This window comes from Amycolatopsis sp. cmx-4-54 (genome assembly GCF_046548895.1).
In the GTDB taxonomy this organism is placed as follows: Bacteria; Actinomycetota; Actinomycetes; order Mycobacteriales; family Pseudonocardiaceae; genus Amycolatopsis.
On sequence record NZ_JAEBEJ010000001.1, the window covers coordinates 741867 to 762738 of the forward strand.

Annotated in this window: 19 protein-coding genes and 1 pseudogene; 12 read left to right on the forward strand and 8 right to left on the reverse strand. The window is 69.0% G+C overall.

The genetic code is table 11. From position 1 onward, the window contains the following. Window positions 1–23: 23 nt before the first annotated feature. The gene (locus ACLJQ7_RS03630; protein WP_410646699.1) at window positions 24–1121 is read right to left on the reverse strand and encodes a calcium:proton antiporter; all 1098 of its coding nucleotides are present in this window, start codon (window positions 1119–1121) and stop codon (window positions 24–26) included. A 92-nt stretch (window positions 1122–1213) separates the two neighbouring features. After that, window positions 1214–1465: a hypothetical protein gene (locus ACLJQ7_RS03635; RefSeq protein ID WP_410646700.1), complete on the reverse strand. Its 252-nt coding sequence runs from the start codon at window positions 1463–1465 to the stop codon at window positions 1214–1216. Window positions 1466–1742: 277 nt separating this feature from the next. On the opposite strand from ACLJQ7_RS03635, the gene ACLJQ7_RS03640 reads away from it, so the two are divergent. Further along, on the forward strand, window positions 1743–2231 hold the full coding sequence (locus tag ACLJQ7_RS03640; RefSeq protein WP_410646701.1) for a hypothetical protein: 489 nt from the start codon (window positions 1743–1745) through the stop codon (window positions 2229–2231). A 54-nt stretch (window positions 2232–2285) separates the two neighbouring features. Here ACLJQ7_RS03640 and ACLJQ7_RS03645 read toward each other — a convergent pair whose 3' ends face one another. The 3 genes from ACLJQ7_RS03645 to ACLJQ7_RS03655 form a co-directional block, all read right to left on the reverse strand. After that, a complete protein-coding gene (locus ACLJQ7_RS03645; RefSeq protein WP_410646702.1) occupies window positions 2286–3749 on the reverse strand; it encodes a trypsin-like serine protease in 1464 nt (487 codons plus the stop codon). A 123-nt stretch (window positions 3750–3872) separates the two neighbouring features. Continuing rightward, on the reverse strand, window positions 3873–4274 hold the full coding sequence (locus ACLJQ7_RS03650) for a hypothetical protein (protein WP_410646703.1): 402 nt from the start codon (window positions 4272–4274) through the stop codon (window positions 3873–3875). A 565-nt stretch (window positions 4275–4839) separates the two neighbouring features. Next, on the reverse strand, window positions 4840–5880 hold the full coding sequence (locus ACLJQ7_RS03655) for a DUF2891 domain-containing protein (RefSeq protein WP_410646704.1): 1041 nt from the start codon (window positions 5878–5880) through the stop codon (window positions 4840–4842). 39 nt (window positions 5881–5919) lie between these two features. Between ACLJQ7_RS03655 and ACLJQ7_RS03660 the strand changes: the two genes are divergently transcribed. Next, window positions 5920–6603 (forward strand): class I SAM-dependent methyltransferase, encoded by a 684-nt coding sequence (locus ACLJQ7_RS03660; protein WP_410646705.1) that lies wholly within the window; start codon window positions 5920–5922, stop codon window positions 6601–6603. An 11-nt stretch (window positions 6604–6614) separates the two neighbouring features. Here the strand turns inward: ACLJQ7_RS03660 and ACLJQ7_RS03665 are convergent, their stop codons facing one another. Continuing rightward, window positions 6615–7076: a nuclear transport factor 2 family protein gene (locus ACLJQ7_RS03665; RefSeq protein ID WP_410646706.1), complete on the reverse strand. Its 462-nt coding sequence runs from the start codon at window positions 7074–7076 to the stop codon at window positions 6615–6617. A gap of 89 nt (window positions 7077–7165) precedes the next feature. On the opposite strand from ACLJQ7_RS03665, the gene ACLJQ7_RS03670 reads away from it, so the two are divergent. After that, a complete protein-coding gene (locus ACLJQ7_RS03670) occupies window positions 7166–7768 on the forward strand; it encodes a TetR/AcrR family transcriptional regulator (RefSeq protein ID WP_410646707.1) in 603 nt (200 codons plus the stop codon). 58 nt (window positions 7769–7826) lie between these two features. On the opposite strand, the gene ACLJQ7_RS03675 is transcribed toward ACLJQ7_RS03670, so the two are convergent. Further along, complete coding sequence (locus ACLJQ7_RS03675; protein WP_410646708.1) at window positions 7827–9317, reverse strand: alpha/beta hydrolase; 1491 nt, start codon at window positions 9315–9317, stop codon at window positions 7827–7829. A 112-nt stretch (window positions 9318–9429) separates the two neighbouring features. On the opposite strand from ACLJQ7_RS03675, the gene ACLJQ7_RS03680 reads away from it, so the two are divergent. The 8 genes and pseudogenes from ACLJQ7_RS03680 to ACLJQ7_RS03715 all read left to right on the forward strand — a co-directional run bounded on the left by ACLJQ7_RS03680 (window position 9430) and on the right by ACLJQ7_RS03715 (window position 19544). Further along, on the forward strand, window positions 9430–10152 hold the full coding sequence (locus tag ACLJQ7_RS03680) for a MerR family transcriptional regulator (RefSeq protein WP_410646709.1): 723 nt from the start codon (window positions 9430–9432) through the stop codon (window positions 10150–10152). A gap of 2 nt (window positions 10153–10154) precedes the next feature. Continuing rightward, the gene (locus ACLJQ7_RS03685) at window positions 10155–10817 is read left to right on the forward strand and encodes a hypothetical protein (protein ID WP_410646710.1); all 663 of its coding nucleotides are present in this window, start codon (window positions 10155–10157) and stop codon (window positions 10815–10817) included. A 79-nt stretch (window positions 10818–10896) separates the two neighbouring features. Continuing rightward, the gene (locus tag ACLJQ7_RS03690; protein ID WP_410646711.1) at window positions 10897–15249 is read left to right on the forward strand and encodes an HAD-IC family P-type ATPase; all 4353 of its coding nucleotides are present in this window, start codon (window positions 10897–10899) and stop codon (window positions 15247–15249) included. A 289-nt stretch (window positions 15250–15538) separates the two neighbouring features. Next, on the forward strand, window positions 15539–17017 hold the full coding sequence (locus tag ACLJQ7_RS03695) for an FAD-dependent oxidoreductase (protein ID WP_410647001.1): 1479 nt from the start codon (window positions 15539–15541) through the stop codon (window positions 17015–17017). Next, window positions 17014–18057 (forward strand): hypothetical protein, encoded by a 1044-nt coding sequence (locus tag ACLJQ7_RS03700; RefSeq protein WP_410646712.1) that lies wholly within the window; start codon window positions 17014–17016, stop codon window positions 18055–18057. The genes ACLJQ7_RS03695 and ACLJQ7_RS03700 overlap by 4 nt, the downstream gene beginning before the upstream one ends. A gap of 28 nt (window positions 18058–18085) precedes the next feature. Next, window positions 18086–18685 (forward strand): TetR/AcrR family transcriptional regulator, encoded by a 600-nt coding sequence (locus tag ACLJQ7_RS03705; protein ID WP_410646713.1) that lies wholly within the window; start codon window positions 18086–18088, stop codon window positions 18683–18685. Window positions 18686–19015: 330 nt separating this feature from the next. Then, window positions 19016–19255, forward strand: a pseudogene (locus ACLJQ7_RS03710) (VanZ family protein); the annotation flags it as partial. Window positions 19256–19352: 97 nt separating this feature from the next. Continuing rightward, the gene (locus ACLJQ7_RS03715; protein ID WP_410646714.1) at window positions 19353–19544 is read left to right on the forward strand and encodes a hypothetical protein; all 192 of its coding nucleotides are present in this window, start codon (window positions 19353–19355) and stop codon (window positions 19542–19544) included. Between the two features lie 10 nt (window positions 19545–19554). Here ACLJQ7_RS03715 and ACLJQ7_RS03720 read toward each other — a convergent pair whose 3' ends face one another. Continuing rightward, window positions 19555–20010: a glycogen operon protein GlgX gene (locus ACLJQ7_RS03720; RefSeq protein ID WP_410646715.1), complete on the reverse strand. Its 456-nt coding sequence runs from the start codon at window positions 20008–20010 to the stop codon at window positions 19555–19557. A 103-nt stretch (window positions 20011–20113) separates the two neighbouring features. Between ACLJQ7_RS03720 and ACLJQ7_RS03725 the strand changes: the two genes are divergently transcribed. Beyond that, window positions 20114–20839 carry a TetR family transcriptional regulator gene (locus ACLJQ7_RS03725; RefSeq protein WP_410646716.1) on the forward strand — a complete coding sequence of 242 codons (726 nt, stop codon included), beginning with the start codon at window positions 20114–20116 and terminating at the stop codon, window positions 20837–20839. The last annotated feature ends 33 nt before the right edge of the window (window positions 20840–20872 follow it).

Below are 20872 nucleotides of genomic sequence, written 5' to 3' on the forward strand. Positions count from 1 at the left end.
ACACCGTCCGAAGAGGACTTGTGTCACGGGCTGACGGCCAGCACCAGGAACGCGGCCAGCAGGACGAGGTGCACCCCGCCCTGCAGCCGGGTCGCCCGGCCCGGAACGACGGTGAGCACGCTGACCGCGATCGTCAGCGCCAGCAGCACGATATGCGTGGCACCGAGACCCAGCATCAACGGCCCGTCCAGCCAGATCGACGCGAGCGCGATGGTCGGGATGGTGAGCCCGATGCTCGCGATCGCCGAACCGTAGGCGAGGTTCAGGCTGGTCTGCATCCGGTCGCGCCGCGCGGCCCGGGTCGCGGCCAGGGTCTCCGGCAGCAGCACCAGCATGGCGATCACGACGCCGACGAACGACTGCGGGAAGCCCGCCGCGCGGACGCCCGCTTCGATCGCGGGCGACTCGACCTTCGCCAGGCCGACGACGGCGACCAGTGCGACCACCAGCAGCCCCAGACTGGTCAGCGCGGCCTTGCTGGTCGGCGGTTCGGCGTGGTCCTCCTCCTTGACGGAGCCCTCGCTGTCGACCGGCAGGAAGAAGTCGCGGTGGCGCACGGTCTGCGTGAGCACGAAAAGCCCGTAGAGCAGCAGCGACGCGACCGCGGCGAAGGTGAGCTGTGTGCCGTTGAAGGCCGGGCCGGGGGTGCTCGTGGTGAACGTCGGCAGCACGAGGGTGACGGAAGCGAGTGTCGCCACGGTGGCGAGCGCGCCGCCGCTGCCCTCGGGGTTGAAATGCGTTTCGCCGTAGCGGCGGGCGCCGACGAAGAGCGAGATGCCGGCGATGCCGTTCATCGTGATCATCACCGCGGCGAACACGGTGTCGCGGGCGAGGGTCCCGGCCTCGGGGCCGCCGGACGACATCATCGTCACGATCAGCGCGACTTCGATGACCGTGACCGCGATCGCCAGCACCAGCGAGCCGAAGGGTTCCCCGACGCGGTGCGCGACCACCTCGGCGTGGTGAACCGCGGCCAGCACCGTCCCGCCGAGCGCGAGCGCGACGATGACCACGGGCACCGGGCCCAGGTCGCGCCCCCAGCTCAGCGCCAGCACGACTATGGCGAGGACCGGCATGACGGTGGTCCAGGACACGGGGAATCGTCTGCGCGAAGCGGCCATGCCGTCACCTTCGCACACTCTGCGTGACGTCGCCGGGCTCCGGGGGTCCTGGATGGGAGGGTTCGGCGCCCAGTACGTGGAGCTGAAGACCGTCACGAAAGACGAGCGCCGGGGATTCTGACGGTGATCCGCTCGTCCGAGGCCACGATCCGCTGAAGGCGGAACCGGCAGAGGGTGTAGAACATCTCGCCCAGCTCTTCGGGGTCGATGCGGCCTTCGAGGTCGCGCTTGCTCGCGTTGAGCACCCGGCTGATCACGGCCGAGGGCACTCGGCCCCCGAACTCGCCCATCAGCCAGACACCGATTTCGCCGATCTCGTCCGTGCTCGTGCGCTGCGCGGTCATCGGCCGTACCTCTTCGCGTCGGAGTGTCACGACACTCCGACGGGTGACCGAAACACCCATGACGGGATACCCGCGAGATTGCTCTGGTCGGTCTAACCGCCCGAGCCGGTTGCACCGAACCGTGCAGCGGGCCGGGCCGATCTCCGGGAGAACCCCGATGTGATCGACAGCGGGGGTGTGTCAGCCTCGATGATGACCATTGTGGACAGTCAGGAAGGAGGGCACACGCGTAGTGGCCCCAGCAAGTGATGAAGAGACCACACGATGGATAGCGGAGTTGACGGCGCTCTGCGAGCTTTACCGGTCCGCGGAGATCGCGGGATCGACGGAGGCGGTGTCACACGCGGGGTGGCACACCGGGGCCCGGATCGGGACGAGTACCGCGGACGGGCGGATGTTGGCCTACCACGATTCGGGTGTCGAGGCGGAGTGCGTCTTCCGGGAGGGAGAGCGCACGCTGTTCAACATCATGAGCACCGGGTACGGGAGCGACACCGGCGAGCGCGGATTCGCGGTGTGGAGCAGGCGACCGGGCGTGCTCGGAGCGATCGGCACCGGGGTGACGCGCCTGGAGGTGACCGACGCGGACGGTGACGTCGTCCGGGCCGCGATCGTGGCGCATACCTTCGCGGTGGACGTGGACCTGGGTCCGGTGCCCCAGACGGTCGACGAAGTCTTCGCTCCGTGGAAGCCGCCGGAGCTGACGGTCCGGGTCTACGGCGAGGGCGACTCGCTGCGGTACGAAGGTCCTCTGCTGACCGCGTGAGAGTAGGTGAAGGCCCCTTCATCGCGATAAAGGGGCCTTCACCTACTTGTGAGGTCAGCCGTTCGGAGTCGTGATCACCGCGAACGTGGATCCCTGACTCGCGATCCGCTCGCTGAGATCGGTGGTGATCGTCTCGATCGGCGCGTAGTTGTTCAGTTCACCGGCCTGGCAGGGGCCCGACCGGGACTGCTGGTTGCCGACCAGGATGCCCAGCGCCGCGTGATCGGCTTGGCTGAACAGCGGTCCGCCGCTGTCGCCCGGACGGGCGCAAAGGTCGGTGTTGATGCCGACGTCCGTGGAGAGGACACGTCCGCACCGGGTCCCGACGAGGTAACCGGCGCCCGCGCCGCTGTCGACGGAATCGGGGTAGTTCACCGCGCTCGACGCCGTCCCGGAGGCACAGACGACATACCCGGCCTTGATGTCGGCGAGCTTGCGGGCACTGGTGATGTACTCGTCGACCGAGGTGGCCTGCGCGCCGCACGGGGTGTCGCCGTTGCTGTCCATCCCGCCGTTGCGGCAGTACTTCAGCACGCGGTTACGCCCGGTCTGGCTTTCGAGCCACCGCGTCGACGCCGCGTCGTTCACATACGGCAGGGCCGCGTAGTCGTACGGGTACGAGCTCTTCTCGATGCCGTGCTGCTGCAGGACGTCGTTGCCGTTGTGCTGGGTCGGGGTGTTGTTGGTCTTGGTCCGCATGCAGTGTCCCGCGGTGAGCACCCAGCCCTTGCCGGGGAAACCGCCACCGGTGGACCGCAGGTTGAAGCCGCTGGTGCAGCCGCCCCAGGTGCCGTTGTCGCGCTTCATGTCCAGCCGGATTCCGCCGCGCATCGGCCCGTAGTTCGTGCAGTAGAGCGGATGACAGAACCCCAGATCCACGTTCGCCGTGGACAGCGCGTTCGGGTTCTTCAGCACCCGGGAGACGACCATGCCGGATTCCGCCGCGGCGGCCTGGCCGGCGGCGTTCGTCTCGGCGGCCGCGGCGCGCACGGCCGCCTTCTCCTGTGCCACCCATCCGCGTTCCCAAAGCACGACCCGGTTTTCGGACTCGCTCACCGAAGGCAGGTAGACGGCTTCCGGTCCGGCGCCGACCTTGGCCGCGACGCGTTCTTTCGCGGCCGTGAGCTGCCGCAACGAGTGCTGGACCTGTTGTGTGCGAACAGCGGAACGGACAGGCATCGCCCTCAGGTACGGCTCGGCCGCCGAGGGTTTGGTCATCGCCACGACCAGCTGCCCCTTGTCCTGGTCGAGCCACATGCCGCCGTACTCGGCGCCACGGTCGCGGCGCAGCAGCTCGTCCAGCTTGAGGCTGTCGGTCTGCAGTTCCAGGCGCCGCAACGCCTCCTGCTCGCTCACTCCGTAGTTCTCGACCAGATAGCGCATCGACTCCCGCACCGAAGCGGGGTCGAGCGAGGTGTGGAACGACTGCACGGTGTCGGCCGACGCCGGGCTGCCCAGTGCCGTGGCCGCTGCCAGCACCGAAACGGCCAAGGCCCCCAGTCTTCTAGCTCTCCGCACGAGATCTCCTCACATGTCGGGACTTCGCGATCATTCAACCGGAAGCCACCGCATGGGCGGGGAGATTTTCCGACATTGCCGGGCGCCCCGTGCCCGCGGGTGACGGGCACGGGGCGCGATCGGCTACAGGCTCGGCTCTCGCCGCTGTTTTTCTTGGCGGGACTTGACGATCCAAGCGCCGAAGAGGGTCAGGAGACCGACGGTGGTCCCTGCCGACAGCCCGATCTGCGGAGTGCTGATCCGGACGACGCCGACGATGATTCCGCCACCGATCGTCAGCAGGAGGCACATCCGCAGGGTCGGGGCCCAGCCGGCTAGGACCGCCATCGCCAGGCAGAGCCAGCTGTCGCGCGTGTGCTCTTTGCGGTGGCGTCCCGGTGTCCTCAGGAGCGGCCGTGCCGTGCGGATCATTTCCGCGGGCGTCGCGACTCGCCGAGGCGCCTTTTCGGCGTGTTCGATGACGACTTTGACCCGTTGGGGCGGCTCGTTGTCTGGTGTCTTCGTGTTGTCAGGCTGTAGGGTCACGAGCGTCCTGTCCTTGTTCTAGCGAGCGGGCGAATGGACATCCGCGTGGCCTCCTGTTACAGCAGGGGGCCACGCGTGCGTTACCGGTTCTCGACCGGTGCGGCTGAGGACATCTTGGCGAAAGCAGACTGTGACCGTTCAGTAGTACAGCGTGTGTCGCGCTGAACGGTATGCACGCGTCGCTCAACGGTCTGGGTGACTCCGGAAACTACTGAAAGTAGTGGGTGGGGCCGAATGGACCAGCGCCGCCGAGAGGTCTCCGGGGCCCGGAATCTTGCCCTTCCCGTGTCGAGCCAGGCCATCTTCGGATGTGCGGTGGCGGCGAAGTCCGCAGGTGGGGGCTGATGTCGACGAGTTTGGTCAAACTGTTCTCGTATTGTGCGAAATGCCGATCGCAACTGTCGAGTACGGGCGAACTTCGTCCAAGTCCGACGAGATTCGAGCAGCCGTGCTCACGGTGGGTTCACCCGTTCAGGCGGCCATTCACCCGTAGTCGCCTCGCTCGGCTCACCAACAGCGAGTGACTGCGCTGAACGAGTGGCGCACTCCGAACAATCTCGGCGGTTCAGCCGAGCAGGAGGAGCGCGTAGTAAGCAAGGAAGTGTTCGACCATGTAGGCGCCGCCCGTGGTCTGTGCGAGTGAAGCGTGGGTATGAGCGTGCGTGGCTTCGAGCATCGCGGGGATCCGGTCGTCATCGCCGGGGAGGGCGTCCGCGATGCGATGCCAGCACCACGCCCGATGCAGGTTGAGACCGTGCAGGTGGGCGAGTTGCCCGTCGGAGGTGTCGGTCTCGAGCACCGGGGTGAAAAGGGTCGCGGGTTTCCGTTCCGCGATACCTGGCAGGAAACCGTCCAGCCACCCGGCGAACTCGGCCGCGGGCATCAGGCGGGACATGAGCTCGGCTTCGGCGAGCGCGGGGGACAGGAAATCGGCTCCGGACGGTTCCCAGGACGCCGGGTAGTCGCGGTCCGAGCCGAACCAGCGCCACGCGGTCTCGGTAATGAGACCGCGCAGCCGCGGATCGCCGTGATCGGCGAGGTATCCCGCGTACGGCAGAGCGCGGGACAACCCGAACGCGCCGTTGTCGTGCACCCCGTACCGGATCGGGTAGCCGGCCCGCGGCAGCCAGTCGAGGTAGCGGTTCACGAAGACCGAGCTCAACTCCTGCAGCCCCGCTGACCACCGCGCGGCGTCCGGGTCCACCCAGGTGACGGTTTCGAAGGTGAGTTCCAGCAACGCCGACCAGCCGTACGGACGCTGGGTGGTGCGGTGTTCCTCGGGGGCGAAGTAGGCGGCTTCGCCCGCTAGCGCCTCGACGGTCAGGTGCTCACCGAGGACGTCGCGGATCTCCTCGGCGGGCACCAGTTCGGCGTGATGGCGCAGCAAACGCACGAGCACCCAGAACATCTCGACACAGGAATGCCAATCGAAACTGCCGTAGAAGCACGGGTGCGAGAGCCGAGGGGACAGGATGGGCACGCCGTCGAGCTGCCAGTGACTCTCGTGGTGCGGATATTCGCGCACGACGTTCGCAAGCGCCGTCCTGGCCAGCGTGCCGGCGTTCGACTTCACCAGCGGATCGCGTTCGAAATCCCATTCGGTCATCGCGCCGCCCTCCGTCACTCACGAGGTTACGATGCCGGAGTGGACGAACGACCGATGACCACGGCGCAGCGCAACTTCCGGCGGGTCGCCGAAGAGCTGGAAAGCATGGGGACCCAGGATCGTTTCACCTACATCTTCCGTTCCCGGTTGTGGAGTTCCTCCTCGGTCTCCGGGCCTGGCTCGGAGTCGGTCCAGACACGGGAATTGAGCGACCGGTTGCCCGCTCTCCTCGATCGGTTCGGGGTGCGCACCCTGCTCGACCTGCCGTGCGGTGACTACGGCTGGCTCAGTGAGGTGGACCTCGATCTCGACCGGTACATCGGTGCCGACATCGTTCCCGACCTGATCGAGACGAACGCGGAACGGTTCCGGGACGATCCGGTCCACGAGTTCCGGGTGCTCGATCTGACCAGTGATCCACTGCCGTCGGCCGATCTCGTGCTGTGCCGGGATTGTCTGGTCCATCTGAGTTTCGCCGATATCGGGCGCGCCTTGCGCAACCTGCGGCGGAGCGGTTCCCGGTATCTGCTGACCACGACTTTCACCGAACTGCGGACCAACACCGACATCGTGACCGGTGACTGGCGTCCGGTGAATCTGTGCCGGGAGCCGTTCGGTTTCCCGGAGCCGCTGGCCGTGCTGGTCGAAGGGTGCACCGAGGAAGACGGCGCTTACGCCGACAAGTCCTTGGGCTTGTGGGAGATCTCCGCGATCGTGGACTGATCGCGCCGTCTTCACCGAAGCGGGAAGTCGGCTAGGTGCTCCTCCTTCGGGCGCGGGCCGTGGATGCGCCGCTCGGTCTCGGAAATGGCGACGTCGTTGATGCTCGCCTCGCGGCGGCTCATGAGGCCGTGTTCATCGAACTCCCAGAGTTCGTTGCCATAACTGCGCCACGACTGTCCGGCCGCGTCGTGCCATTCGTACTGGAACCGGACGGCGATCCGGTTCCCGGTGAACGTCCAAAGGTTCTTGCGCAGCGCGTAATCGAGTTCCCGTTCCCACTTCCCGGTCAGGAACGTGACGATCTCCTCGCGGCCCCGGACGAAGGTCTCCCGGTTCCGCCACACCGAGTCCGGCGTGTACGCGGACGCCACCTTGCGGGGATCCCGGGTGTTCCAAGCATTCTCCGCCGCTTGGACTTTCCGCAGTGCCGTCTCGCGGGTGAATGGCGGGCAGGGCGGGCGATCTTCCGTCATCGTCGAACCTCCTCAAGTGGAGAACGTGCGTTCTCTACGTCCGCCGCCTACGATAGGGAACGATCGTTCTCAACGTCAAGGGAGACCCGATGCCGTCCGCCGTCACCGAGGAGCAGAACCGCGTCGATCGCGAGGTCCTGCTCGACGCCGCTGAGAAACTGTTCTACGAGAACGGCATCCAGGCGGTCGGCATGGACAAGGTCCGAACGGCGTCCGGCCTCTCGCTCAAGCGGATCTACCGGTTCTTCGAAGCCAAGGAAGACCTCGTGGTGGCGATGCTCAGACGTCGTGACCAGCGCTGGCGCGGCAGCCTGGCCGCGCACGTCGGCCGGGTCGCGGATCCCCGTGAGCGGGTGCTCGCCGTTTTCGACTGGCTCGCGGAGTGGTTCGCCGAACCGGGTTTCCGCGGCTGCGCCTGGATCAACGCCCACGGTGAACTCGGCGCGTCGTCCGAGGCGGTACTGACCGAGGTGCGAGCACACAAACAGGCGTTCCGCGAGCAGATCGACACCTGGGTGCGGGCCACCGGCTCGCCGGTGACCGAAGCGGTCTACCTGCTCGCCGAAGGGGCAATCGTGACCGCGGGAATCAGCGGTGATCCGGAGCCCGCCGGTCAGGCGCGCGAGGCGGTCGCGGCGTTGCTCGGCGGGCCGAACGCGATCGAGTCGTCCAGGCGTGCCTCGGCTTCGTAGAGCAGGTCCTTCTTGCCGGCGGGAGGGCCCACCGTGCCTGGGCCCTCCCGCCGGTCGATCACGAGCAGAACACGTCGCGCCTTGGCAGTTTCCCCGACAGCAGGAAGTTCGTCGTGGTGTTCAGCGCGCAGGCGTTGTCGCCGAGGACGTACACGCCGTGGCCGCTGCCCTCGACGGTCACCAGCCGCGACCGGTCCCCGAACTTCTCGTCGAGCAGCCGGCCACCCCGCAAAGGCGTCACCGGGTCGCGCCGGTTCTGGACGACCAGCACGTTCTCCGGTCCCTTGTCCTCGACCGCCACCGGTGGTTCGGCCGGCGCGTAAGGCCAGAACGCGCACGGCAGGATGTTCGCTCCGGCGGCGCCGTAGAGCGGGTAGCGCTCACGGTCCTCGGCCACGCCACGCTGGTACGTGCGGATGTCCGAGGGCCACGCGACGTCGTTGCAGGTCACCGCGAGGAACACCGACCACGCGTTGTCCGTCGGCGACGGCGTGGCCGCCAGGGCCAGGCGCTTCGCTTCGGCGGCGACGCGTTCCGCCGCGGCCTTGTCGCCGTCACGGACCGACTGCCACCACTGCGCAGTCTGCCCGTACCTCGTCTTCCCGTAGAGGCCCGCGAACGTGGCCAGCCGGAACAAGCGCCCGTCGAGGCCGTTCACCGCGGTCTTGTCGAGCTTCTCCGCGAGCGCGAAGTACGTCCTGCGCACTTCGGTGACCGTACGGCCGAGGCCGTAGGACTCGTGCCGTGCCGCCACCCACTTCGCGAAATCCGGAAAGGTCTGCTCGGCGCCGAGCCCGAACCTGCGCAGCCCGTCGCGGTCGAGGTGGGTGTCACCGACGTTGCTGTCGAGTACCACCCGGTCGGACTTCTCGGGGAACATCGATGCGTACGCCGCACCGAGCGCGGAACCGTACGAGTAACCCAGAAAACTGGCCTTCTCTTCGCCGAGCGCGGCCCGGATCCGGTCGAGATCCCTCGCCATGTTCGCCGTGGATAGGTGCCGCAGCCTGCCGTCCTTGTCGTTCGCGGCACACTGCGCGGCCACCGTTTTCGCGATCTTCGCCTGCTCGGCGACCGCCGCTTCGTCCACCGCGTACGGCGGGATGTTGCCCAGGTACTCCTGCTCGGCCGTGAATCCGCAGCTCACCGGCGTCGAGTGGCCGATGCCCCTGGTGTCCATGCCGATCACGTCATAGCCGTCCAGGACACTCGCGGGCATGCCGTGCGAGGCCAGATCAGCGGGGAACGACAACCCAGGCCCACCCGGACCTCCCGGGTTCAGCATGAGCACACCTCGCCGCACCGCCGGTTTCGTGCTGGCCAGCCGGGAGATCATGAGCTCGATCTGCTCGCCCGCCGGCGTCCGGTAGTCCAGTGGCACCGGCACGGTGGCGCACTGCAGCACGATGCCCGCGGGCACCTCCACGTCCTCGGGACACGCGGCCCACGCCAGGCCCGGCGCTGGTTCGGCCGCCCCGGCGGGTGCGGTGAACAGCGGCGCCACGAAGCCGAGGAGCACCGCCAGACCCACGACTCGTTTCCGTCTCATCATCTCTCCCCGATCTTGGTGTGATCACCGATGGGCGTATTCGAGACCGTGCCCTCGGGGCATGGTCAAGCCGCTTGACCATGCCCCGAGGGCACGGTGTCCAATGCGGGGGATGTCCTGGAGCACACGGGAGCTGGCGGAACTGGCCGGCACGACGCTGAAGACCGTCCGCTACTACCACCGGATCGGGTTGCTCGACGAGCCGGAACGAGCTCACAACGGATACAAGCGATACCGCGTCGAGCATTTGATCCGGTTGCTGCGGATCCGGCGGCTGGTGGACCTGGGGGTGCCGCTGTCGGAAATCCCGGCGATGGCGGGCTCGGACGAGCACACGGAGCAGACGCTGCGCGCGCTGGACGAGGAACTGCGGGCGAGTATCGAGCGGCAGCAGCGGATGCGCGACGAGCTGGCCCTGATCCTGCGCCGTCGAAGCCTGGTGGACCTGCCACCCGGCTACGACGGCAACGTCGAGGGAATGCCGGAGGAGGAACGCTCGTTGATGATGATCTTTTCGACCGTGCTGGACCCGGCCACGATGGCTTCGCTGCACGCGCTCCAACCGGCGTCCCGGCCTGCCGTCCAGACTGAGTTCGACGAACTGCCCGCGGACGCCGACGACGCGACGCGGCAGCGCGTCGCCGAGGCCCTCGCGCCGATCGCCCGCGACCAGTACGAAGCCCAGCCCGGATTGCTGGACGCGAAGACGTGGAAAGCCCTCACCAAACCGGTCGTCCTCCACGGCGTGGTGGATCTGTACAACCCGGCCCAGCTGGACGTCCTGCAGCGCGTGAACGCCCTCCTCGGCCTCAACCCACCGGAAGAGACGTCCTGACCATGGTCAAGAAGCTCAAACGGCGGTGGCAGCTCTCCAGGGTCAGGTCCGGGGACGGATCCGCGCTGGCCGAGTACCGCCGGTGGCAGCTGTTCTCCCGTTCGCTGTTCTTCCTCGATCTCGAAGCACACGTCTACGCGGTCGACGTCCGGTACCTCGCCGACGCCAAAACCCGGAAGCAGCACGAAGACGCGGCCGGGAGAAGCCCCGCGGCGCTGTACCGGGACGGCGTCCAGCTCTTCCGGTCCAACCTGCCCGCGGCGTTCCCCGTGCCGGGAGGTGTCATCGAGGTCGCGACCAGCGCGGTCGGGCTGAAACGCATGCATTTCGTCCTCGACCACGGCGGCGAGCGCACACTGCGTCCTCACCCGCGTTCGCAGGAAGGGCTGCGGGCGACGTTCGGACGGCGGTTTCCCCGTACCAGTGCCGCGATCGGCGCGGTCTCCCTCGTGATCCTGCTGATCGCGCTCGTCGTGGGCCTGCTCCAGGGCGCGGAGGCCGTCACCAAGATCCCGGCCGTCGCCGAACACGTCGGCACGTTCACGTCGCCGGTATCGCTGCCGCAGTGGGCGAAGATCGCTCTTGGGGTGGCAGGATTCTTCTCCGCTCTCGAACGCGCGCTGAGGCTCCGGTACAACCGGTTGATCGACTCCGTCACCTCTTGAGGTGGAAACGGGATTCGGCGCTTCGGCACGTGGGTACTCGCTGAGATCCACAAGGCACCGAGCGCGAGGAGGATTCCGCATGCGGCGGACGGACCTGGAGACCGTGGACGTGCTGGGTGTCGCCTTCCCCAAACCGTCGCGGACGCTGGGGCGGGTCGCGCGGGGGCTGGGCGGTCTGGCCCTCCTGCCGCTGGAAGGGATCCCGGGACGCGGACCGCGTCGGGCGGTCTGGTCGTGTCCCGGCAGGCTCTACATCGAGACCCACGGCGTGAAAGGACCCGACGGCGCCCGCGTCGCCCGCCGGGTGGAACGAGCCCTTGCGGAGATCGCCGGCGTGCGATGGGCGCAGGTGAACGCGCCGACATCCCGGGTGGTCGTCGCGGTCGAAGAGCCGGGGCCCCGGCGCCTGGAGCTGATCCGCGCGGTCGAACGAGCCGAGGCGGAGCCCGCTTCCGAAGCCGAGCGGGTCGAGGAAGACGAACTGCACCATCCGGCGGACGGCACCACCGCGACCCGGCTGCCGTCCACGCTCGCCGCGGACGCCGCGGGACTGATGTTGTCGGTGGCTTCGAAGATCATGCCGTGGGCTCCGTTGCCGACGGAGGCCGCGGCGCTGGCGTCACTCGTGGACCTGCACCCGCGGTTGCGTGACCTGGCGGACCGGAAACTGCGCGGACGGGAAAGGGCCGATTCGGCCACCTCCATCGGTGCGGCGCTGGTCCACGGCCTCGCGGCCCGCAGCGAGGGAACGCTGCTGGACATCATGGTCCGCGGCACGCAATGGCGGGAAGCCAAGGCCCACCAGCGGGCCTGGTGCGAGGCCGAGTCCAAGCTGGTCGGGCAGCGCGAACACGCCGGCGCCGACTCGGTGGTGAGCGAACGGCCGTGGCCGCTTCCGGAAAGTGCCGCCGATCGTCACGCGCGCCGGTCCATCACCGCCGGGGCCGCGGCCGCCGCGGCGACTCTGCCGTTCGTCGGACCGAGGCGCGCCGCCGCGGTCGCGATCTCGGCGTTGCCTAAGGCGCCGTCCAACGGCGCGGCCGCCTTTTCCGCCCAGCTTGGCCAGGTCCTCGCCAGGCGTGGCGCGCTGGTGATGGACCGGTCGGTGCTGCGCGGGCTCGACCTGCTCGACACGGTCGTCATCGACACCACGGCGCTCGGTGCGGGGGCGAACGTACTCAGTGATCTGGTCCCCTTGCCCGGTGGCGACCCGGTGGACCTGACGACCGCCGCGTTCGCCCTGTTCGACCCGGAGAAACCCGAGGTGGTCCGGCGGGACGGCGAGTGGACGCTCGGCCCGGTCGAAGAACTGGACGGTGGCGAGGGATTCCCCGACCGGCAGCGGATGCTGGACCAGGGTGCCCACCTGGTGCTGGGGCTGGCCCGTGACGGACGACCGGCGGGGTTGCTCGCCGTTTCGCAGGAGGGCTCACCCGACGTGGACGCGTTGGTTTCGGCGGCCGAGGCCGCCGATGCGCGGGTGGTCCAGACCGACGGAGGGGCGGTGCGCGACGCCGTCCGCGAACTTCAGGCCTGCGGACGCGTGGTCATGCTGGTCTCCGACGATCGCCGGGCGCTGGGGGCGTCCGACTGCGGAATCGGCGTGCACGAGGACGGGACCCCGCCACCGTGGGGCGCACATGTACTGATCGGCCGCGACGTGGGCACGGCCGTCCTGCTCGTCGAGGCGATCACCGCCGCCAGGGCGGTCGTCCGTGATTCGACGATGTTCGCGACCGCGGCCAGTGGAATCGGTGGTGTGACGGCGCTCAGCGCCCGGCGCAGGCCCGCCGCGAGCGGCCTTCGCGCGGTGAACGCCGGGGCGCTCATGGCCTTCAGTGACGGGATCTGGCGTGCCCGCACACTCACCGGCGAACGGAAGACCCCGTCCTCGGGCCGCGTCGTGTCGCCGTGGCACCTGATGCCGCCGGACCTCGTGCTCGACCGCCTCGGCTCGGGCGCGCGTGGGCTGGACGAGCGCGAGGTCCGGCGGCGGGCGCCCGCCGGTCGAGCGGGCGGCGAAGGCAACGCCGGCAGGAGTATCGCGAAGGCGTTCATGGCCGAGCTCGCCAACCCGCTGACCCCGGTACTCGCCGGTGGTGCGGCGGTTTCGGCCGCGGTGGGTTCACCGGTCGACGCCGCGCTGGTCGCCGGGATCGTCGGGGTGTCCGCGCTGATCGGCAGCGTGCAGCAGGTGCACACCGACCGCGCGCTGGCCGGGCTGTTCGAACGCTCCGCGACGGTGACCACCGTCCTGCGCGACGGTGCCGAGCGGCAGATCGTCGCCGACGCGCTGGTGCGGGGTGACGTCGTGTCGCTGCGGTCCGGCGACGTCGTACCCGCGGACTGCCGGGTGCTCGAAGCGACCGGTGCGGAACTCGACGAATCCTCGCTGACCGGGGAGTCGTTGCCGGTGCCGAAGGCCGTGGCGCCGGTGGTGGCCGCGGAAATCGCCGAGCGGGCGTCGATGCTGTACGAGGGCACCACGGTCGCCGCGGGCAAGGTGTCCGCCGTCGTCGTGGCGACCGGAGACGAGACGGAGGTCGGCCGAGGATTGGCCGCCGCACGAGGCGCCGCTCCGGAGACCGGCGTGGAAGCACGGCTCGCGTCGCTCACCAAACAGGCCTTGCCGGTTGCGGTCGGCTCGGCCGCCGCCGTCGCGGGCGCCGGGCTCATCCGTGGGGTACCGCTGCGGCAGAGTGTCGGCGCGGCGGTGAACCTCGCGGTCGCGTCGGTACCGGAAGGCCTGCCGTTCCTGGTGAACGCGGCCCAGCTGGCCGCCGCCCGCCGGCTCGCCGAACACGGCGCGCTCGTCCGTAATCCGCGCACCATCGAAGCGCTCGGGCGGGTCGACGTCCTCTGTTTCGACAAGACCGGCACTCTCACCGAGGGCAGGCTCACCGTCAGCCGGATCGACGACGGCCGGACCACCGCCTCGGTGAGCAAGCTGCGGAAGAGCCACGAGGCGGTGCTGGCGGCGGCCGTCCGCGCGACGCCTCGGGCGGAGAACCCCGAAGAACTGCCGCATCACACGGATCAAGCCGTGCTCGAAGGCGGTATCACCGCCGGTGTGGACGCCGGCGGCTGGGAGAAGACGGGCGCCGTCCCGTTCGAGCCGTCACGGGGATTCCACGCCACCAACGGGAAACTCGGCAAGCGGTACCTGATGTGCGTCAAGGGAGCGCCGGAGACCGTCCTTCCCCGGTGCGCCCGGCACGGCGACCGGCCGTTGGGTGCGGGAGCCCGGAGCAGGCTGGAGAAGCGGGTCGGACGACTGGCCGCCGCCGGGCACCGCGTCCTCGCCGTCGCCGAGAAGTCCGTGTCCACAAAGGACCTTTCCGAGGACGACGTCGACGATCTCCGGTTGCTCGGCTTCGTCGCCTTGGCGGATCCGGTGCGGGACAGCGCCGCGCCGGCGGCGGATCGGTTGCGCGAGGCCGGAGTGCGCACGGTGATGATCACCGGCGATCATCCGGCCACCGGCGAGGCCGTCTCCGAGGAGATCACCGGCCGCAACGGCGACACCAAGGTGCTCACCGGCGCGAGGATCGAGGAACTCGACGACGAGAAGCTCGATCGGGAACTCGCCGACGTCGACGTGATCGCCCGGTGCAGCCCGGCGCAGAAGGTCCGGATCATCCAGGCCTACCAGCGTGGCGGCCGGGTCGTCGCGATGACCGGCGACGGTGCCAACGACGCGCCCGCCATCCGGCTCGCGGACGTCGGGATCGCGCTCGGACAGCGGGGCACCGCCGCGGCGAGGGCGGCCGCGGACCTCGTCGTGACCGACGACCGGCTGGAGACGATCGTCGCGGCGTTGGTGGAGGGCCGGGCGATGTGGGCGTCGGTCCGCGAGGCGCTCGGCATCCTGCTCGGCGGGAATCTCGGCGAGATCGCCTTCACCGTGCTCGGCTCGGTTGTCACCGGACGCTCGCCGCTCACCGCCCGCCAACTGCTGCTGATGAACCTTCTCACCGACCTGGCGCCCGCCCTGGCGATCGCGTTGAGCAGGCCGGACGCCGAGTCCGTGCCGGAGTTGCTGCGCGAGGGGCCCAGCGTGTCACTCGGGGACGCCCTCCGGCGCGACATCACCACGCGCGCGGTGACCACGACACTGGGGGCGTCCACCGCGTGGACCCTCGCGAGGCTGACCGGCAGGCAACGGCGCGCGAGCACGATCGCGCTCGTCTCCTTGATCGGTACCCAGCTCGGGCAGACGCTCGCCATCGGCGGCCGGGACGGCACCGTCCTCGCCGCGGGCCTGGGCTCCGCCGCCCTGCTGGCGATCCTGGTCCAGACTCCCGGGGTCAGCCAGTTCTTCGGCTGCACGCCGCTCGGGCCGGTCGGGTGGGGGATCGCGCTCGGCAGCGCCGGAGCGGCGACCGTCGGCGGCCTGCTGCTCGGCGGTCGAGGGGTCGAGGGCCAGCCGTAACTCGCGTGATTGAAGGCGTAACTCGCGTGATTGGAGCCGTAACTCGCTGATCCGGCCCGAGACACGCGAGTTACGGCTCTGCACACGCGTGATCCGCCTTCCGGCACACCTACCGACAAGGCCTGGGCGCAACCTGCCTCGAGTCGTGCGTGTCGTCGTCAAGGCTGTCGTGTTGCCGAGGCTCAAGGTGACGACCGCGTGCCGCGACCACCCTTGACAGCCCTCGACGTCGTTCATACATTCATACAGGCGTTGTCAAACTGTATGAATGACGCTGGGAGTTGGTCGTATGCGACTCGGCAAGACCGCCGTCGTCCTCGGTGGCAGCGCCGCCGGACTCTGCACCGCGGGCGCGCTCGCCCCGTATTTCGACCGCGTGCTGGTGCTCGAACGCGACGAGCTGCCGGCCGAGGCCGAACACCGGCGCGGGGTGCCGCAGAGCAAACATCCGCATTTCCTCCTGAACTCGGGCCGCCGCGCGATCGGGGCGCTGTTTCCTGGATTCGAGGACGACCTCATCGCCGCCGGCGGACTGCATCTCATGCCGTCCATGGACGCCGCCTACCTCGACGGGAAGGGTTGGTCGGCGCGGAAACGCAGCGCGATGACGATGATCTACAGCTCTCGGATCCTCATCGAGCGCGTGCTGCGGGACAAGGTCCGCGGCCTGTCCAACGTCGTGATCCGCGAGGGCGTCGCGGTCAGCGGGCTGACGACCCGGGACGGCGCCGTCACGGGCGTTGGCTTCTCCACCCGCGACGGCGAGGAGCACCTCGACGCCGACTTCGTGGTGGACGCGATGGGCCGCGGTTCCTCGGTCGGCGCCTGGCTGGTGGCGGCAGGCTGGCCGGAACCCGAAGTCCGGACCCTCGACGCCAAGGTCACCTACACCTCACGCTGGTACGACCTGCCCTCGCCCGAGGAACGGCCGCCGTCCTGGTGGTGGCGACATCTGGTGATCATGCCGACGCCCGACAAGGGGCCGCATCCGGACGAGCACGAGTTCCTGGTGAACTTCTTCCCGATCGAAGGCAACCGGGTCATCGCGTGCATGGGCTCGTGGGGTATCGAGATGCCACGCACCACCGAGGCGTTCGTCGAGTCGGCCCGCCGGGTTCGGGCGCCGCTGTTCGCGGCCGCGATGGACCGGTCCACCCCGACCTCCGAGGTGTACCTCACCCGGTCGACCGGCAACAAATGGCGGCGCTACGACCGGCTCCGCACCCCGCCGAAACGGCTGGCGTTCGTCGGCGACTCGATCTGCGCGTTCAACCCGTTCTACGCGCAGGGCATCAGTTCCGCCGCCGGTTCGGCCCTGCTGCTGCGAGAACACCTCGGCCGTGCCGAGCGTCTCGACACCGACTTCTCCGCGCGATTCCTTACGGCCCAGCGAAAGCTGCTCGACGTGCCGTGGAGCCTGGCGATGGCGAGGGACCAGGGCTACGCCTGCGCGGTGGGCACCGAGAAGGCGGGGGAGTGGAAGCGACGCCTGCTCTCGGCGGTGTCAGGACCGGCGTTCAGGCTCATCGTCGGCGCCGCTCGTGAAGACGACGTGGTCGACGAGCATTTCGCGAAGGTGTTCAACCTCGACGAATCGCTGCGCGACATGATGACGAACCCGAGGGTGATCGCGGGCCTCATGCGCTACCGGATCCGGGCGGCGCGGGGGCGGCACCGGATCCCGTTCGACTTCGACGCCCGCGCCGAGCCACCGGTCACGGACTATTCGCCGGAAGGAAGCGCCGCCGAACCCGCGGTCGCCCGATGAGCGCCGTATGCGGGGCGGACGCGGAAGCCGTCACGCGGGATCTCGGTTTCGACTGCCACGACGTGTCCGCCTGGCTCTCGATCCGTCCACCGTGGACGGCGGGACATTGGACGATGCCGTTGCTGGAACTACTTGTCCTCGGCGGTGCCGTGTTCGCGCTGGTGCACGCCGTCCGCCGGTACCGCCAGGGCGACTCGGCCAATTTGGCGCTGTGGTGCGCTTCGCTGGTGTACCTCTTCGTCATCGAACCGCCCCTGTATTTCCCGGAATGGTTCGGCCTCGAGCGGCAGTACGGATTCATCTTCGCCCACAACCGGTTCACCGTGCAGTTCATGTGGGATCGGCTGCCGCTCTACATCGTCGCGTTCTATCCGATGATCAGCCAGCTCGCCTACGAACTCGTCCGGTCGCTGGGGATCTTCCGCGCGCGGGGCGCGTTGGCCGGGTCGGTGGCGGTCGCCTTCGCCTGCCAGGCGTTCTACGAGGTCTTCGACCACCTGGGTCCCCCGCTGAAGTGGTGGGCCTGGAACGGGAACAACCGGATCGTCAATCATCCGGCGCTGGATTCCGTGCCCATGACCAGCATGCTGCTCTTCGCCTCCGTTTCGATGGGCGCCATGACCTATCTCGTGGTGCGGCTCGCCGGCGGTTCGAGACGCGGATGGTCGCTGGTGGCGCGCATCGTGGTGGCCGGAGTCCTCACGCCGTTGAGCATGGCGATCGCCGGGCTCCCGTCGAGCCTCTTCGACGGCAACGTGACCGCGCAAGCTTGGATCCTCGCCGTCGAACTGGCGCTGCTGTGGGTGGCGGGAATCTGGATCTTCGTCCGGTACCGGGCCACCGATGAGCCGCTGGGACCTTTCGCCCGGTCCTACCCCGCCGTCTATCTCGGTGTGATGGCGGTGTTCTGGCTGGGCGCCGTCATCGAAAACCGCATCACGCTGGGGAGTGGTCTGTACGTACTGGCCTGTTTCGTGGCCGCCGGCCTGATGCTCGCCGCACTCCACCGCGTGCGCCGCGCGGCACCTGCCACCGTCTGACATTCTCCGTTCGGGGAAGATGAGGCGTATGGGGCACCACGGATGGCGGGGCAATCCGCCCGGGACCGAGCGCGAGGCACGCCGCCGGATCGTCGAGGCGGCGACCGCCTGCATCGACCGGGTGGGTCTCGCCAAGACCAGCCTCTCCGACGTCGCCGCGGAAGCCGGCGTCACCCGGCAGACCGTCTACCGCTACTTCCCGAGCCTCGCCGACATCCTCGGCGCGGTCGCGCTGGACCGGGTCGAGGAGTTCGCCGGGCGAATGGAGCGGCATCTGGCCACGTTCGGCGACCCCGCCGAGGTCGCGGTGGAATCCGTGGTGTTCGGCATCCGTGCGGTCCCCGACGAGCCGTACCTGGGGCTGCTCCTCAAAGCGGGCGAGGCCGACGTCTTCACCGTGGCGGTCACTTCTTCGCAGTCGTTCGCGCTCGGCGCGCGGATCCTCCGGAACGTGCCGGTCGACTGGGCCGCGGTGGGTGTGACGACCGACGAGGACTTCGAGGGCCTCGCAGAAATGCTGATGCGGCTGTTCCTGTCGTTCCTGCAGTACCCCTCGACCCCGGCGCACACCGACGAGCAGCTGAGGTCTTTGGTCCGCCGGTGGATCGGGCCGGCACTCGGCGGCTGACCGCACGGCCGTGACAATCGAACCCCGTGAAGTATCAACGCGGATGGTAGTTATTCACCGACAATGGCCGGGGTTCTTGTCCGGTCTTCACGATGCTGCCACCCTCGCCGAAGACGATCATCGGCGAAAGGGGAGTGCATGGGCTGGTGGTGGCAGGCATTCCTCGACGCCGCGCCGTGGTCGCTGCTCGCCGCCGCGGCCGGTGCCGTCGTCGCCGAGTTCGTCGCGCGCCTCCGGGGAAACCGACGCCGCCGATCCGCGATCGCGCTGGATTTCGCTTTGCTGGCATCGTTTTTCGCCGTACTTCCGGTCGTGTTCGTACCGGCGCCGATGCCGGGCCGCGATTCGTCGGTGAGTCTGCACCTGCTGGGCGATGTCCTGCCCGTGTTCGACGATCGCCCGTACGTCGCCTTGTTCCAGTTGGCGGGCAACGTTCTGCTGCTGGCGCCGGTCGCCGTGCTGGCGTCGATGCGCTTCGGCTGGGCGAAACCGGTGCCGCGGATCGCCCTGGTGGCGTTCGCGGTGTCGGTGTCGATCGAATGCCTTCAGGTTTGGCTGGGTGCCGGACGGGTGGGTTCGCTCGACGACGTGTTGTGCAACACGTCGGGTGCCGCGCTCGCGGCCTGGTGCGGAAGCCGGTGGCGAGGCCGGGCGACGGGCAGCATTCGTGTGGCACCGCTCGGGAATCGAGGTCCGGCGGTCCGGCGCGGCGAACGCCCGCCGTGGGCAACGGCTGATCGGCCGCGTGACCCTGAGCGATCTCCCGCCGCTGGCGGAAGGGGCGACCCTCGAGATCACCCTGTCCGAATCGGACGGTGGAGCGCTGCTCGTTTCCGCGCAGGCATCGGTGGCGGCATGAACCGCGTGCGTTACCTCGGCCGGACGCTCGCGAGGACGGCGTCCAGGCTGGGAAGCCACCGCTGCCGGGGATCCGGTGCCGAGAGCCATTCCGCGTGGGCCTCGGATCGGCCGGAGTCGGTGGGAAGGGGGAGCAACGTGCCCCAGGCGAGGACTTCGACGTGCTGCGGAAGGGATTCTCGAGAGGGAAGCAGCCCGTCGGTTTCCGCGAGAATGGCCACCCGCGGACCCTGCTGCGTCAGTACCGCCATGGCGGGGCCTCCGCATCCGGTGTCGGCGAGCCTGCCGAGGACCTCGGCGCCGTTGATCTTCGGCAAGGTCACCGCGCAGATCCCGCCTTCCAGCACGAGGAACGGCTGGGGGCCTCGCCATTTGAGCGACCAGCCGAACAGGCGGCCGTAGAAGGCGTCGCCCCGGGGACGGATCGAACGTGACTCGACCGGGAGCACTTGGTGGTCCAGCGACATCGTCGGCGCCTTCCGAACGGGAGATGGGGACTCGGTGCCCCGGGGACTTCATCCAGCCTAACGGCACTCAGTGCCACTAGCAAGTGGCTGCTACCGTCCCGCTATGACCGATTCGCCGCGCCGTGCGCCGGTGACCAGGGCAGGCGCCACCCCCGACGGGAGGCGCCGTCTGCGTCGTGCGCTCGCCGCGGCGGCGGTGGACCTGTTCGTGGCCAAGGGATACGAGGCCACGACGGTGGACGAGATCGCGGCCGCGGCCGGGGTGGGGCGCCGGACGTTCTTCCGGTACTTCGACGCCAAGGACGACGTGCTCTTCGCCAACCACGACGAGATCGTGGCGGAGATGGAGGAGACGTTCGCCGCCGCGGATCCGGAGCGTGACCCCATCGAGGTGGCCTGCGACGCCGTCGGCCTTGTCCTCGACTCCTACGCCGCGGAACTCGACGTGTCGCTCAAACGGTTCACCCTGACGCGGACAGTGCCCTCCTTGCGGGACAAGGAAGTCGCGACCGTCGACCGCTATCAGCGCGTACTCGCCCGCTACCTGCGCGCGCGGTTCACCGAACAGGGTGACGAGACGGCGAGCCTGCGGGCGGCGGTGGCCGCCGCGGCGATCGCGGCCGCCAACAACCACGTGCTCCGGCGCTGGCTGCGCAGTGGCGGGCAGGACGACATCGCCGCCAGCGCGGCGGAGGCCTTCGCGCTGGTGATCGACGCGTTCAAGGTCCAGGACGCCGCGGCCGAAACGACCATGGTGGCGGTGATGACCACGTCGACGCCGCTGCACACCGTCATCGCCAAGGTCAACGCCGCCTTGAGCGAACCCTGACCGTGGCACTGAGTGCCATTTCGTGGGTCCATC

Bases quoted from the DNA above. Each gene is read 5' to 3' on its own strand.
- ACLJQ7_RS03670 (WP_410646707.1), top strand. From the start codon at position 7,166: ATGCCGTCCGCCGTCACCGAGGAGCAGAACCGCGTCGATCGCGAGGTC.
- ACLJQ7_RS03695 (WP_410647001.1), top strand. From the start codon at position 15,539: ATGCGACTCGGCAAGACCGCCGTCGTCCTCGGTGGCAGCGCCGCCGGA.
- ACLJQ7_RS03700 (WP_410646712.1), top strand. From the start codon at position 17,014: ATGAGCGCCGTATGCGGGGCGGACGCGGAAGCCGTCACGCGGGATCTC.
- ACLJQ7_RS03705 (WP_410646713.1), top strand. From the start codon at position 18,086: ATGGGGCACCACGGATGGCGGGGCAATCCGCCCGGGACCGAGCGCGAG.
- ACLJQ7_RS03690 (WP_410646711.1), top strand. From the start codon at position 10,897: ATGCGGCGGACGGACCTGGAGACCGTGGACGTGCTGGGTGTCGCCTTC.
- ACLJQ7_RS03680 (WP_410646709.1), top strand. From the start codon at position 9,430: ATGTCCTGGAGCACACGGGAGCTGGCGGAACTGGCCGGCACGACGCTG.
- ACLJQ7_RS03720 (WP_410646715.1), bottom strand. From the start codon at position 20,010: ATGTCGCTGGACCACCAAGTGCTCCCGGTCGAGTCACGTTCGATCCGT.
- ACLJQ7_RS03725 (WP_410646716.1), top strand. From the start codon at position 20,114: ATGACCGATTCGCCGCGCCGTGCGCCGGTGACCAGGGCAGGCGCCACC.
- ACLJQ7_RS03655 (WP_410646704.1), bottom strand. From the start codon at position 5,880: ATGACCGAATGGGATTTCGAACGCGATCCGCTGGTGAAGTCGAACGCC.
- ACLJQ7_RS03665 (WP_410646706.1), bottom strand. From the start codon at position 7,076: ATGACGGAAGATCGCCCGCCCTGCCCGCCATTCACCCGCGAGACGGCA.
- ACLJQ7_RS03630 (WP_410646699.1), bottom strand. From the start codon at position 1,121: ATGGCCGCTTCGCGCAGACGATTCCCCGTGTCCTGGACCACCGTCATG.
- ACLJQ7_RS03685 (WP_410646710.1), top strand. From the start codon at position 10,155: ATGGTCAAGAAGCTCAAACGGCGGTGGCAGCTCTCCAGGGTCAGGTCC.
- ACLJQ7_RS03635 (WP_410646700.1), bottom strand. From the start codon at position 1,465: ATGACCGCGCAGCGCACGAGCACGGACGAGATCGGCGAAATCGGTGTC.
- ACLJQ7_RS03675 (WP_410646708.1), bottom strand. From the start codon at position 9,317: ATGAGACGGAAACGAGTCGTGGGTCTGGCGGTGCTCCTCGGCTTCGTG.